This window comes from Bacteroides acidifaciens, assembly GCF_024623065.1.
GTDB classification, from domain to species: Bacteria; Bacteroidota; Bacteroidia; order Bacteroidales; family Bacteroidaceae; genus Bacteroides; species Bacteroides acidifaciens.
In genome coordinates this window covers 37,726-51,002 of sequence record NZ_JANJZR010000014.1, presented here as the reverse complement: position 1 = coordinate 51,002, position 13,277 = coordinate 37,726, and the positions used below count along the sequence as shown (strand labels likewise).

Genomic DNA, 13,277 nt, shown 5'->3' with positions numbered 1-13,277 from the left:
TGGAAATCGGGAAAGCTGCCGGAAAATTATGTTCAAATAGCGTCAGCAGTACTTGGGTGTGCTTCCAGGGCAATACCTTTGCAACGGAAAAAGCGGGTCCCGACGGGCAGAGAGCCTACGGCGAAGCTGTAGCGGTACAAAAGGGAATCATTGCAGTATAAAAGGAAACGAAGTGATAAAAATGGGGGCTGCCGGTGGCAGCTAAAAAAGGCCGCTGCTCCTGCGGTCGCTCTCGCAAGGAGGCTTGTACGTAAAAAAAGCAGGACGGATTTCTCCGTCCCGCCTTTGGCGCAGTCGCATGGGTCATGCTGCGATTTCTTCCGTCTGAAACTCCGTTTCGGGCTGTGGCTGTTCTTTGGGTTGCGCTTCCGTTTCGGGTTGCACGTCTTCCGCTTCCTGTTTCGCCTGTTCCTGCACGAGCAGTACGGCTTTCTTTTCCTCAATTCGTTGGTGTCGTTTCTCGTACACCTCATTATGTCCGTTTTTGATAGTGGCGAGTTCTTCGGGCATATGCTTCTCGGCGAAGTCAAGCAAGAGGGTGGCAATGGCGTTATTGCCGTATGCGCCCTTGAAGTTGGCAATCAGAAAATCCCTGCGGATAACGGCTTTCTGCTTGGCGGTGAGATTTGCGATGATGTTCATTTTCTCCTCGTCCGTGAGGTAGTGATAAGGTTCTTTTCCCTCAAGACCGACCTCGGCATAGTGCTCCTTGCGGAGTGAAGCAAGCAAGAAGAAATAAATCATCTTGTCCTCGTCCTGTCCGAACTTGCGTTCCAACATATCCACTTCCAAAATCTGTTTCTTGGTGTCCTCCACGGTCTTTTCAAGGGCTATCTCTTTGTTGCGCTTGTCCTGCTTCTCCAACTTTTCCACAGGAGAGAGCGGTTTTTCAGTCGCTCCGTCCGTTCCGTTCGCATTGGAAGCGGTATTCGTCAAGTAACAGAGCACAATCTCTTTCTGCTCAATACGGATATAGAGCGTTATCTTTCCTGTTTCCGCCTGCTCGTGGATTGTCTTGCACCGCTCCACGTAGTCGCTGAAGTCCTGCTCGTACTTCACGTGCGCTTCCTCGTATTCCTCGGTGGTGTCGTATTCTTCCTTTTCGGGTGCTACGGGCGTTTTGGGGTATGCCGTGGCATAATTCTTGAGTTCGACTACCTCGTAACCCATAGCGGTAAGACGTTCCACAACCGTCTCGTTGTAGTTGTACTCTTGGTGGCACAGGGACACGGTGGGATATTGTTCCATGAACTGCACGGCTTTCTCGGTAAGGTGCGAAGCGTTCATTTCTGCAAGGCAAGTACGGTTGGCGCAGTTTCCGCAACCGCCCTCGCAAAACAACATCATGTTGTTGGTGTTGTGAGGACACGACAGGCAAAGGGTCTTGTCGAATGAATAACGCCCAAGGTCAGTCGTATAATGCTGTTCGATGTTCTTTGCCACATCGGAGGCTTTCAGCCCTCGCCAACTATTGTATATCGTACCCTCTTTCAAATGCTTGTCGTACACTTCACGCTGGATGTCTTCGCCATAACGGCAAATCTCGCTCGCCACGCTGATTGTGATTTCGTCCTGTTCCAAAAGTCGGGCGATTTCGGGTATCAAGGAGACGAATTTCAAACGGGTGCGGATATAGCTCTCGTTCTTGCCGAACTGCACCGCCAACGACTGCACATCATGGCGACCGCTCTCTATGAGCTTTTGGTAGGCGTTCGCTTCCTCAATGGGCGTAACGTCCTTGCGTTGTAAGTTTTCCGTTACTGCCATTTCTTCGGCTGTCTCGTCCGAAATTTCCATGACGATAGCCGGTATCTCTTCCAATCCTGCCATGAGCGAAGCACGGTATCTGCGTTCTCCGAACACGATTTCCATGCGGTCGTCCGCAATGGGGCGCACCCCAATAGGCTGCAACACGCCTTGCTGACGAATGCTCTCGGCAAGTTCGGCGAGACTCGTCTCGTCAAAGTTCTTGCGTGGATTGTAACCGCTCGGCTGAATGCTTGCCAATGCTACCATAGTGATGTTTCTCTCTGCTACTGACTGAATGTTGTTCATTGTCTCCATAATTCATTTAATTTTAACGGTTTATAAATATGTTGCACTTTCTATCGGTTGGGGTCAAACTCGTACTCCTGCGGATTGTCGTAGCCATCGAATACTACCCGAAAGGTCTCGAAGTCCTGCTTTCCTGCCAGTCTGACGGTATCTTTCGACCCAATGTAGTAGGGTTCGTTCATTACCCGAAAGGGTGCGCCACGCAGTACGCTATCAGCCAACGTGCAAACTTTGTCGGGTTGTTCGGGCATGATATAGCCCAATGCGTATTCGTTGAAAACCACCAATTTAATTTTATCCATATCTCTTTAATTTTGAGTTGTTTTTTCTTTTCCCTTTGTTCGGTTCTTTTTCCTGCCTGAACCGCTTGGGATTTACAGATGCTTTACAGGACTGACGAACAAGCTATTTCCGACGCTTTTTCCGGAAAATTACTCTTTCGCAGAAAGGAAGAATTTTACAGGAAATGCACTTCAAAGCGACGGAATCAAGCGCGGCAGTCCAAATTTGCGTCTGGAAAACCAACCGGCGACGGCAGGAATGGACCGGATAAGCGATAATGGGGAGGATAGAAAAGGGTGGATGGCCGACGGGCAGAGGGTATAAAGGCAAAGCTATAAAGGGCGGATAGGATTATATATAAGAATAAGGAGGCGCAGCCAAGGTATAAGAGAAGAGGGAAAGGAAGAGGTATAAAAGGAACCACCGACGGGTGGATTTATAACTGGATACCACCGAAGAAATAACATCCCTGCGGCCTATTAAGCATTTTCTTTGAGAGTGGCAGGCAATATCTCGCTAAGCCTTACTTCGGACAGACTGCAGAATCCCCTGACAATGGTATCGCCATTTATGCCTTCAAGCCGGGCGAACATCTGTAACGTGTCGAAGCCCCTGTCGAACTGCTCCGTGCTGACAGCGGGGGCAAAATGAATAATCCCACGGGGATATTGCCTTGATGTGCCGACCCACCCGCGCAAATAGTCATCAAAACGGCCTCCCGCTTGGGAGTCGTGGAACTCCTGCGCATGGGAGCTGCGGATGCTTTTGCCGTATGTTTCATCTCCTAAAAGTAAAATTCCCGTTTGCGGGTCATACATGAAACGCCGGTTCGTTATCCGAAGGACATCTATGATTTCCCGCCTGATATTGATAACCATCAGGGACTTTTCGACCTGCCTTTCCGTTCGTCCGGTCGTATTGTGATTTTTCTTGTCCATCGTCTTGTCTTTCGTGTGAAACATCTGTTTTTCTATTGTCGGATAAAAGGCGGGAAGTGAGGAATCCCCTCACTCCCTGTCTTTTTCCAGACACTCCGTTACGCTCCCAATCAGAACGGCAGGTCGTCCTTGTCGTCCTGCGGCGCGTCGGCTGGTGGTGCGGGAACCTCGCCTGTCGCATCCGTCGTGTTGCCCGTGTCGGAAGCCGTGCCTTCCCGTTTTCCGGTGTTGATGAACTCCAGCGTGTCTGCCGTAATGGAGAGCTGGATTTGGTGGTTTTCGTCCTTGTCTTTCCACAACGAGGCCGAGAGCGTTCCCTCAATGAGCAGTAGCCGTCCCTTGGTCAGGTATTCGGACAGGCGGATGTGGTTCTCCCTCTTGCTCCGTACCCTTACCCAAGTGGTAACGCTGTTCCCGTGTGAATAATCCTCCACGGCAATATCAAAAGCGATGAATGAGCCGTGTACTCCTGTGATGACCTGGCAATCTTTGCCGATGCGGCCAATGGTGTGAACGTATAACATAAACTGAAAATGTTTTGCGGCAAGGTGGTTGGTCCTGCCATTACCTAAAATGTCTTTTGTCTTTTATCCCTCTGTTCGGTTCTTCTTTCTGCCTGAACCGCTTGGGATTTACAGATGCTTTACAGGGACTGGCGAACAAGCTGTTTCCGACGCTTTTTCCGGAAAATTACTCTTTCGCAGAAAGGAAGAATTTTACAGGAAATGCACTTCAAAGCGACGGAATCAAGCGCGGCAGTCCAAATTTGCGTCTGGAAAACCAACCGGCGACGGCAGGAATGGGCCGGATAAGCGATAATAGGGAGATAATAGAAAAGGGAAGATGGCTCTGCCGGGTATAAAATGGGGATGCTATAATAGGGAGAAAATCGGTTTATAAAAGGAGAGTCAGTGCCTTGTGAGTGAAAGGATTTTTACCTTTCACCCACAGGTAGTATCATGGAATATAGAGGTTGTTCACAGGTACTCCTTTTGATGCGGCCTTGTTGTACGTGTAGAATGTCCCTCCTTTGGGGGTTCCGTCAAAATAGGCAATCAGCAGGGATGAGTGTCGTATCATATAGTCGTTCCTCTCATGGAAACACCTCGTGTAATAATCCTCGCTGAGTACCGTTACATCGTCTGCCTTTTCCAAAATGGCATTGTATTTCTCCCGTGCGGATGGGGCGAAGCGTTCACTTTGGTTTCTATAAGGTAGGATTGCCGACAGTGAAATGTCATGCAACTGCTCTTTTAGTTCCAGTACGGCTTCTGCCGCAAGCATATCAAAGCCTACCGCCATGCCACACCGGAAGTTGCGGACACCTTGCAGATAGGCATTGTATATAGCCACTTTCAACCGACCTTTGATTTGCGGGTATTTGACGTGAGGGATGTGCCTGTGTCCTGTAAAGGCCGCCGACGGCACGCCCTGTGAATTTGATTTCAATAAATTTGTAGTCATAATGCTGTCTATCTTGATTTTGCTGTTAATAATTCTGTTATTTGTTCAGATGCTTGACAGGCGGGGCGTATTCGTCCGTTTCGTCATACTCATACGTGGTATCCTCGTCCTCGTATTCGAGTTCATCGTAAGAGACACGGATGCGCCGGGGAGAATAGAACATCCTGAACATGGCGATAATCTTCTCTGTCAATGCCTTGCCCTCGGAGCTGATAAAATGGAGTTCTTTGGTGAGGTAGTCGAAATCGAAGTACGCCATTTCTCCCTCGTAACGGTCATAGGTATTGTATATCGTGACCGAAACGTAATCTTCCGTACAGCTCAACAACTCCACCAGATGTCCGTAACAGACAAACTCCGTGTTATTGCTCTTGCTGGTCGTCACCTTGTCTATCAGCTTCTCGATAAACTTGTAGGTCTTTTTCCTTTCCTTTTTCTTTGCCATTACCATATCGGTTTTAAGTTCTGTTTCTTTATTTTCCCTGTTCTCGGCTCTTGTACTGCCGTTCCGGGATTTTGCGGATGCCGAGATACCGTCATCGGAAGGTCTTATATGCACGGTCTTTCTTGAAAATTACGCTCTGTAAGAGGAAGAATTTTCAAGAAATACATTTCAGTCCGGACAATTAAGACACGATGACAGACCTTTGCGTCCGACAAATCCGGACGGCATGGCCAGCAGAAAGAAGAATTCGGGAGACGATATAAGGGGAAAGACAGGATGTGTATAAAAGGTATGTAAAAGAGGGAGGATTAAGGTACGGCCGGGCGGGTCGGACAAGGGTCTGCCGGGGCAAACACAAAGGGGACTCTTCCGATTCTGTGACAGGCAAGAATTCCGGCGTGCAGGATCTCTGCCCGTCATGGAACCGGATGTGTCACCGTTTGCCCCTGCCACAGCCGGCCCGGAATGAAAAGACACGATAGGGAGATCAGCAAAGGACGGAGAAACATCATGCCGATCCGGAACATGCCGTGAAATGCCGTGTTGTTTCGGCGTGCCGAAGCTCCGGCTTGAAACGGCACGTGCAGGGCGGCGTTTGTCCGCCCTTGCCTCCCCCGTGTCTTGTAATGCAGAGCGGGCTGCGGCACAGACATTCCGCTGATTCCGGGTGGGAAAGCCATCCGGAGGGATATATAAAAGGAAGGGGCTACCTTGACATTTTTCGGGTAAATACCGAAATTCCTGCTTTGCCAGGAGGAGAAAGGATAATTTTGGCCTTGAGTGTAAAAGGGTATCACGAGGACAAACAGCCCTTTGGCGTTTGTCTCACGAAAAATCCCCCTGCCCGGTCATCACGACCATGCAGAGGGAACGGTTAAAATATGAATTATGGTTAAGCCGCTTTGTCGGTGATTTTAAGTTCGGAAACCGGTACCTGTTCCTGTTCCGCCTCTTTCAGGCTCTCGTCAATCCGCTGCTGCAACTCCTTGCACTCCTGTTTGAGCCTTGCCAGTTCGTCCGACTTGTCCCACTTGCGGGCGATGATACCCTGCAAGGAGGGTATTTCTTTCTGCATTTTCTCCATCTTCCGCCGTTGCTCGTCAATCATGGACGGAAGCCTGTCGAGCGTGTTCTGCGGATATTGTGCCGATTCCGCAAATCCCAGCGGCAACGCACCGGACACTCCGCACCGGTATTTCAGTCCGCTTATCCCCTCCACGAGGAACGTATTGCGGTCGAATACCCCGTCAAATCCGTACTCGCTATGCACGAGCAGGTTCATCCCGGCATACGTGCCTATCGTGCCGTATGCTCCGCTGCGGTAGGTCTTGGCGATGCGGTGCAGCTCCCGTCCGGTCTCCTCGGCTGTGGCCTGCGGCAGATTCAGTAACAGCGTCCTACGCTCTTCCGTGTACGAAGCGACGTACTCCATGTCCCGCTTCATGTGTGCCACCATGCCGTCCGCTTTTTTCATTTCATCCTGCACGGCATTCATCTTGCGCTCCGCACGGATGCGCTCTTTCTTGAAAATGCCCTGTTCCTTTTCGAGCTGCATAATCTTGTTGTCGAGCTTCGCCTTTTCCAAAAGGTCGGTATTGCCGGAGAGGATAGCGACAAATTCAGCGAAGTTCATGCCGTTGTGTTCGTCCATGCTACCCTCGTCTATACGGCGCACCGCAATCGTACCATTATTGATTTGGTTAATGAACATCTGCTTGTTATTTAACAGGTTGAACTTGTAGCCATCAAGTGTTTTTTCCGTGCCGTAGATAACCACGTCCACGGTGTTGTTGCCCCAGAATTTCACGGTGTTACCCTTTCGTACCGCCCGCCCGTTGCGCTGTTCCATGTACGCCGGAACCCAAGGTATATCGAGGTGGTGTATCACCACCGCCCGTTCCTGGGCGTTTACGCCTGTTCCCAACATTGAGGTGGAACCGAATAGCACACGTACCCTGCCAGCGTTCATGTCGTCAAACAGCCGCTTTCTCGCCGGTTCGGAATGGACGGACTGAATGAAGCGTATTTCATCGGCGGGAATGCCGAGGCGCACCAGCTTGTCCTTGATGTCGCTGTAAATGTTCCACTCGCCCGGCTTATAAGTCGAAAGATCGGAGAAGACAAACTGCGTACCCCGGTTGGCGTTGGAACGCACGTAATAGTCGTAAATCGTCCGTGCGCAGATAGAAGCCTTGTTGTCCTCGCTGTCACCGAATTTTTCGCCCAACAATCGCATATCAAGGGACATCTTGCGTGCCACGTTGGTAGCCACAAGCATTTTCGCTTTCTTGAGGTTCTCCGGCTCTGGTATATCCAGCCCCAAATCTTCCCAATTTCCGCTATTTGCAAAGGCCACAAGCCGCCCTATCATTTCTTCCTGTTCAATGGTCGGAGGGCTGGAAAGGAAGCGCACGTTTTTATCCGGCACGTCAAGGTTTATCATGTCGGCGGTGCGGTAATCGGTAATCTCACGCAGGAATGTCGCCAATTCCGGCACTTTGATGTAGGTGCGGAAACGTTCTTTGCGTTTCACCTTTCCCGTTACGCTCAGTTCATAGTCGGCTGTCTTTTGGGTGAATATCGCCGCCCATGCGTCGAAGCAGCTGATGCGCTGGCTTCGGAGTTCCTGCGGACGCAGGTACTTGAACATCACGTATAACTCGGTCAGCGCGTTCACGACCACCGTACCCGACAGGAACGTAGCCCCCAAATCCCTGCCCGTGCGGTACTGGATGTCGCGAATGGCAAACAGCAGGTTCATCGCCCTTTGCGAGCCTTGCGTATTGCCGATACCGGCTACCCTCGTGTGGCGTGTCTGGAACATGAGATTTTTATAGCAGTGGCTCAAATCCAAAATTCCGGATTTGAGCCATTATCAGAACTTTTATGAGTTTCCTATTAAATTACTCAATTATTTAGTAATCATTTGTTTTGATCCGTAAACAGTTCTGATTATATTCCGTCATAATTGTAGAATAACTTTTAAACAAGATGCGATTATGGAAATATTTAATCTGAATGAAAAAGTCGAGGGGCTTGTTTCTTATTTACAAGAAACCGGTTATTCAGCCATGTACATAGGCTATGTGAAGAAAATGGCTGAGTGGCTATCGGAAAATGCTAACCATTATAAATGGCAGAGTTTCTCCGACGTTGAACCGACATTAAAAGAATTGTGGTCCAACAAGTATACCTACAGGAACAAGGTACGCCTGTTGCGTGTAATCTGCCAATATATTGAGAATGGATTATTACCCGATGGTTGCAAACACTACAGCAAGCCTCACCACTATGAGTTGCTCGGCGCAGAATACAAGGATGTAACGGACATGGCTTTCAACATGGTAGACAGACGTTGCAAATTTTCAATAAATGTGAAGTATGCGCTATCTTCGTTCTTCTTCCGGCTACAGGAAATGGGAGTGTACTCATTCGAATCAATAACAGAAGATGCGGTATTGGAAGTGTTTTCCAAAGACAGAAAACCGAAAATGGGCCATTCGCTCAAATATTCGGTGGAATATGGGCTGAAAGCCTGTTTGCCTCACTATGGCAAATCCGTTGAACGTATAATCGCATACCTGCCGTCCATACCCAATATGCGGAAAAACATTCAATACCTTACGGAGCAAGAACTGATAAATCCGGAAAAACCAGACGTGCCGCTTAACAAAAACGATGCGTTTCAAAAAGTACAAAAACGACGCGTACAAAAAAATGGTGAGCGCGATCCTATTTAGCACGACCAAAGCCCACCGTTTTACTTTCACTTGAACCCTCTTTAAACGACCTTAAAATATCATTTAAAAGCCATTGTAGATTCAAAATAATTCACTATCTTTGTGCAGTGTTAAGCTACTATACCTGACACTTCATCCGGCTTCGTGTACAGCATCATGTCCGTGTATTTGGAATTATAATTTATGTGCGCATTGAACTCCACTTTCCGGCAGTTCTTGAACGGGCTACCGATAAGCGGGTTTCGATCTATCCAGTCACACAATTCCAGGATGGAGGATTTGTTCGAGGTGAAGTACACGAACGGATGTCCTTTCAGAACAGTCAGCACATCCAGATAGTCGGGCAGACGCCAGTACATTTTGTAAGTCCCCACTTCAGTAGAAAGGTACGGCGGATCAACCAGAAACACCACACCCGGAATATCCTTGTAACGTTTGAAAACTTCCTTGTAGTCTTCGCTGGTTATAGTCAGCCCTTCCAGATAATCCTTTGCTTCGGGATAGTCTGTCTGCCGGATATTATTGTAAAGTGTCTCCTTCCTCATATCTTCCAGAGAGAGCACGTACTTCATGGCAAACAGCAGGGCCGAGGACAGCGTAATATAGTCCACATAGCCACGTTCCTTCTCCTCCCTTTCAAGACGGGCGAACACCTTTTCACGGGCCTCCCCGGTTATACGTTTGTCCCTGGGTGTCCCTTCAGCTATCCGGCGCAAATCGGATAACAGCACATTGGTGGCCGGGATATTCGCAAGCCGCTGGCGATAGTTGTCGAAGTCATTATACACAACGACGGCATCAGGCCTGATACATTTAGTAATATGTGACAGCAGGCCCGAGCCGCCAAACAGGTCCACAAACACGGTGCTGTCTGGGAACTGCCCCAGCACCTTGATAAATTCCTTCGCAAACATGCGTTTCTGCCCCACGAAAGGAAGCGGGGCGGACAAATACATCTTTTTCATTTCATTCTGCTTTAAAACGGCCGCAAAGGTCCCCAGAATAAACGAAAAACAGCGGGAAGCATGAACGGTTCCCGCTGCAAGGCATGTACAGCAAATCACACGTTCAGCCCGAAGCGGACCGTCTCGTCACCGGCGATCAGCGCACGGGTGCCCGGGATATTGTTCTCATAGATATGCACATTGCCCAGGTAGAGGGTGATCGACTTCAGGGGAAGTTCTATCTGCCGCGCCATCAGGTACAGGTGGTAAATATCAGAAGGCAGCCCGAGGTTGGCGTCACTGCTACGCTGGTAGGCGGACAGCACCAGTTCACCGCCATCCAGCTGGAACTGTACCAGACTCAGGCAGGGCGCCTGGTTGCTCTCGGCACCGGTCTCACCTAAGAAAAGCACGTAGTTCTTGCTGTTGCGCTTCTCCCGGTTGATTTTCGCTATCAACGGGGGCAGCTTCTCAAAATATGTGGGGTAACTGTTCACCAGGATGGAACCGCAATAATCCCACCAGTTGATGCCGGCCTCCCGGTATTTTTCCACGTTACGTTCTCCCTGCATGAACAGCTGGAGCTCGCTGCGAAGTTTCTTGCGGGCGATATTATGCCCCTCGAATATGTCAAGCAGGTCCGCCGGTGTCAGCGACAGTTGCTCGTTCAGAAGGTATTGTATGTTTCCCTTCTTGTTGGTCTGTGTTTTTCCCGTGGCAAGAATCTTGTCCAGGATACGATAATACTTGTTCATAGCCATTTCCTCCTTCTAAAATTGAAACACCCTAAAGATAAGGGGAAACGGCACTCCCTACGGCATAAAACAGCACGTTCACACTGCAAGCGTCTTGCAGTCACTTTGGAATCGTTTTACCAAGTCATAAACCTTGCGCTCACTTACCGAATACTTCTCGGACAGTACAGCCACGGCATACGAAACTTTTTCACCCTGATCCAGCAGGCGGGTATAATCCGCATACAGGTCGATATACCGGGCATCTTCCAAACGGATACCGGCTGCCTGAAGCCTTTTCAACAGCTCCCGATTAAAGTTTAGTATCTCAATCACTTTCATAAAATATATTTTTTGTATCTTTGCGCCATCTCACTTGCTTTGCAACAATAATAAAAAAGGCCGAAACGCGACAGGGGTATTCGCCCCCGGTCGTGCGTTTCGGCGTACTTGTTGTTAAAAGTAGGTGAGATGATTTTTAACAGGCCGGGGGCTTTTTTCTTATCCTCCCCCGAAGGATTTATTCCCGGTACTTCTCCGGTTCAAAAGCGTCTTTCTTCTTCCAGCCGTCAGCCAGTGTATCCTGGATATGCTTCATGGCTTTCGTATAGAAATCCGTCAGTTCCTCCAGTTTCCCGAATGTCCGGTACCGGGGATCTTCATCCGTCCCGAACTTGAACGTCACCGGAAGCGTCGCGCCGCCGGTCTGCACGGCAAGGTCGTGGGCCGCCTTGTAGTTGAACTGGTTCTCGCCTGACAGCCACACTGGCATACCTTCATAAATGAAGCCGGAAAGTATCTCCCCGTCAATCTGTTCGTTATACCAGCCTAAGATAACGGTTCTTATTATCTCACCGGAGGGCTTCCCTAAAAAGTTCTCCTCCATATAGTCGGCAGATCCGTCCTCCCTTTCCCGCACGTCCCAACGGACGCGCCACGTGTTCTTCACCGGGTTTACGCATTCCAGCAGCTTCACCCCGGCTGTTCCTTCAACTCGTTTCATGTAAATACGTATTTGGTTCGACCTTTCCCGAAGGTTTCCGTTTTGATGGTGGTCTCGAACGGGAAACCGTCGGGCATTTCTTTCACTTGCGAGAGGATGTTCTTCATCTCCTCGCTGTTGGTGAAGAACTTCTTCGGCTCGCCGTTCATCTCGATGGCCACGATACAGCGGTCTTCTCCTTGCTCGGTCTTGATGCCCGTCTCGAAGTCCTTCACTACAATCGGTAAGTTTACCAGTTCCCGAATGCTTACCACCACCCCGGGAAATCGCTTTTTGCCGTCTTCGGGCTTATAAGCGACATTCAAGTCTTTAAATGATCTCATGTCTTTGCCTGTTAATTTTTTAAACAACGTATGACAGTCGGCGTGCTTGGCCATCCCGTAGAACGACGCTATCAGCTCACGCCTCCTTCTTCTCGATTTTACCTCGTGCATCTTTCGGGCGAATTTCTGCTTGATGCGCTTGCGAAGGCGGACGTGGTCCGCGCTGAAAGTCACATATCCCAGAAAGTCAATGCCCTCGCCCAGGGGAAACACACGGTCGTTCCCCTTCACCCGGAGACCGACACGCTGAATATGCCCATGGACGGCATCACGAATCTTCCACAATTCCGCTTTCGTTTTACCCAGTACGACGCCGTCATCACAATAGCGGTAGAAATGACGCACGGCATACCTGTCCTTCAAATAATGGTCCAAAAACACAGACAAAAGCAAATTACCCAAGCCCTGCGAGCTACGCAGGCCGATACTCAACCCGTCAGGCATCAGCCGGACAAAATTGTCAAGCATGGCGATGAGTTTCTTGTCCTTGAACACCCGGTTCACGCAATACATCACGAAATCCTGCTTCACGCTTTCGTAAAATTTGGTGATATCGAACTTGTAACAGTACCGCGTCCCTTCAGGGTCCTCACTCATGTCACGGCGGATATACGCCAGAAGGTCGTGCATCCCCCGTTTCTTGATACTGGCAGAGGTGGTACGGATGAAACGTTTCCGCAAATGGCAGTCCACCACCGCCATGATGGCGTGTACGGCAATACGGTCATACATAGGGATGACCTGGATACGGCGCAGCTTGCCGCCCTCGAAAATCTCGCGCTCACGGTAGTCCTTCACACGGAAAGTACCGTCCGAGATACGCGCGGTCAATTCCTTCAACACCTCGGGTTTATGCGCAAGCAGGTAGCGTCCCTGGCGGCTGCGTTTACGCCTTCTGCCGCGAAGGACCTGACGGAAAGACTCCGTCATATTGGAGGACTCCACAATCTCCTCAATTATAAAACCTGCTCTGTGCATACTTCTTTTGTTTTCCATTTCGGGGCCTTCAATCCCCCGGGCCCGGCTTCTTCGAACCGTTTCCGGCCTACCAAACCCTACCCGACACTTTATTTTTCAGTTTTCCAGCCCAAAAAGGCTGCTGTTACTGAGGCTTGCTTCCCTCGGCACCACGGTGGGGACAAGTCCCCGGTGTTGTACGCCGATTAAAAATTCTTTTCGATTGTTGTTCAGACGAGAACCGATGTTCGGGTTCGTATTCGAGAAATCGTTATTCGCATTCGACATCGAGACACCGCCATTCGGGTTCGCGTTGTTGTTGCCACGATAAACCACACGGCTTATGGGGAAGCGCCACCTTTCAATTTGAATGCAAAAGTACGATTTTTCAT

At 49.7% G+C, this 13,277-nt stretch carries 12 protein-coding genes and 2 pseudogenes; 2 read left to right on the top strand and 12 right to left on the bottom strand.

The window, feature by feature from the left end; translation table 11 throughout:
* Positions 1 to 303: 303 nt before the first annotated feature.
* The 4 genes from NSB03_RS06325 to NSB03_RS06310 form a co-directional block, all read right to left on the bottom strand.
* Positions 304 to 2,064: a ParB/RepB/Spo0J family partition protein gene (locus tag NSB03_RS06325; RefSeq protein WP_024987467.1), complete on the bottom strand. Its 1,761-nt coding sequence runs from the start codon at positions 2,062 to 2,064 to the stop codon at positions 304 to 306.
* 41 nt (positions 2,065 to 2,105) lie between these two features.
* On the bottom strand, positions 2,106 to 2,357 hold the full coding sequence (locus NSB03_RS06320) for a hypothetical protein (RefSeq protein WP_024987466.1): 252 nt from the start codon (positions 2,355 to 2,357) through the stop codon (positions 2,106 to 2,108).
* A gap of 459 nt (positions 2,358 to 2,816) precedes the next feature.
* Entirely contained in the window at positions 2,817 to 3,275 is a 459-nt protein-coding gene (locus tag NSB03_RS06315) for a hypothetical protein (protein ID WP_024987465.1), read from the bottom strand.
* A gap of 110 nt (positions 3,276 to 3,385) precedes the next feature.
* Positions 3,386 to 3,799, bottom strand: coding sequence for a single-stranded DNA-binding protein (locus NSB03_RS06310; RefSeq protein ID WP_024987464.1), 414 nt, complete (start codon positions 3,797 to 3,799; stop codon positions 3,386 to 3,388).
* Between the two features lie 56 nt (positions 3,800 to 3,855).
* Between NSB03_RS06310 and NSB03_RS06305 the strand changes: the two genes are divergently transcribed.
* Positions 3,856 to 4,137 (top strand): hypothetical protein, encoded by a 282-nt coding sequence (locus tag NSB03_RS06305; RefSeq protein ID WP_128824352.1) that lies wholly within the window; start codon positions 3,856 to 3,858, stop codon positions 4,135 to 4,137.
* Between the two features lie 95 nt (positions 4,138 to 4,232).
* Here the strand turns inward: NSB03_RS06305 and NSB03_RS06300 are convergent, their stop codons facing one another.
* From NSB03_RS06300 to NSB03_RS06290, 3 genes and pseudogenes are all read right to left on the bottom strand, one after another.
* The gene (locus NSB03_RS06300; RefSeq protein ID WP_128824351.1) at positions 4,233 to 4,739 is read right to left on the bottom strand and encodes an SLOG family protein; all 507 of its coding nucleotides are present in this window, start codon (positions 4,737 to 4,739) and stop codon (positions 4,233 to 4,235) included.
* Positions 4,740 to 4,776: 37 nt separating this feature from the next.
* The gene (locus tag NSB03_RS06295; RefSeq protein WP_135038525.1) at positions 4,777 to 5,184 is read right to left on the bottom strand and encodes a hypothetical protein; all 408 of its coding nucleotides are present in this window, start codon (positions 5,182 to 5,184) and stop codon (positions 4,777 to 4,779) included.
* A gap of 892 nt (positions 5,185 to 6,076) precedes the next feature.
* Positions 6,077 to 8,026 (bottom strand): annotated as a pseudogene (locus NSB03_RS06290) (helicase-like domain-containing protein); the annotation flags it as partial.
* Between the two features lie 157 nt (positions 8,027 to 8,183).
* Between NSB03_RS06290 and NSB03_RS06285 the strand changes: the two are divergent.
* Positions 8,184 to 8,822, top strand: a pseudogene (locus tag NSB03_RS06285) (tyrosine-type recombinase/integrase); the annotation flags it as partial.
* A gap of 212 nt (positions 8,823 to 9,034) precedes the next feature.
* Here NSB03_RS06285 and NSB03_RS06280 read toward each other — a convergent pair.
* The 5 genes from NSB03_RS06280 to NSB03_RS06260 form a co-directional block, all read right to left on the bottom strand.
* Positions 9,035 to 9,889 carry a DNA adenine methylase gene (locus NSB03_RS06280; protein ID WP_024988607.1) on the bottom strand — a complete coding sequence of 285 codons (855 nt, stop codon included), beginning with the start codon at positions 9,887 to 9,889 and terminating at the stop codon, positions 9,035 to 9,037.
* 95 nt (positions 9,890 to 9,984) lie between these two features.
* Positions 9,985 to 10,629 carry a thymidylate synthase gene (locus tag NSB03_RS06275; RefSeq protein ID WP_024988608.1) on the bottom strand — a complete coding sequence of 215 codons (645 nt, stop codon included), beginning with the start codon at positions 10,627 to 10,629 and terminating at the stop codon, positions 9,985 to 9,987.
* Between the two features lie 72 nt (positions 10,630 to 10,701).
* Entirely contained in the window at positions 10,702 to 10,944 is a 243-nt protein-coding gene (locus NSB03_RS06270; protein WP_007219546.1) for a hypothetical protein, read from the bottom strand.
* A gap of 178 nt (positions 10,945 to 11,122) precedes the next feature.
* The gene (locus NSB03_RS06265) at positions 11,123 to 11,605 is read right to left on the bottom strand and encodes a hypothetical protein (RefSeq protein WP_024988609.1); all 483 of its coding nucleotides are present in this window, start codon (positions 11,603 to 11,605) and stop codon (positions 11,123 to 11,125) included.
* A complete protein-coding gene (locus tag NSB03_RS06260; protein ID WP_024988610.1) occupies positions 11,602 to 12,906 on the bottom strand; it encodes a DUF8468 domain-containing protein in 1,305 nt (434 codons plus the stop codon). Before NSB03_RS06260 ends, NSB03_RS06265 begins: the two co-directional genes overlap by 4 nt.
* Between the last annotated feature and the right edge of the window lie 371 nt (positions 12,907 to 13,277).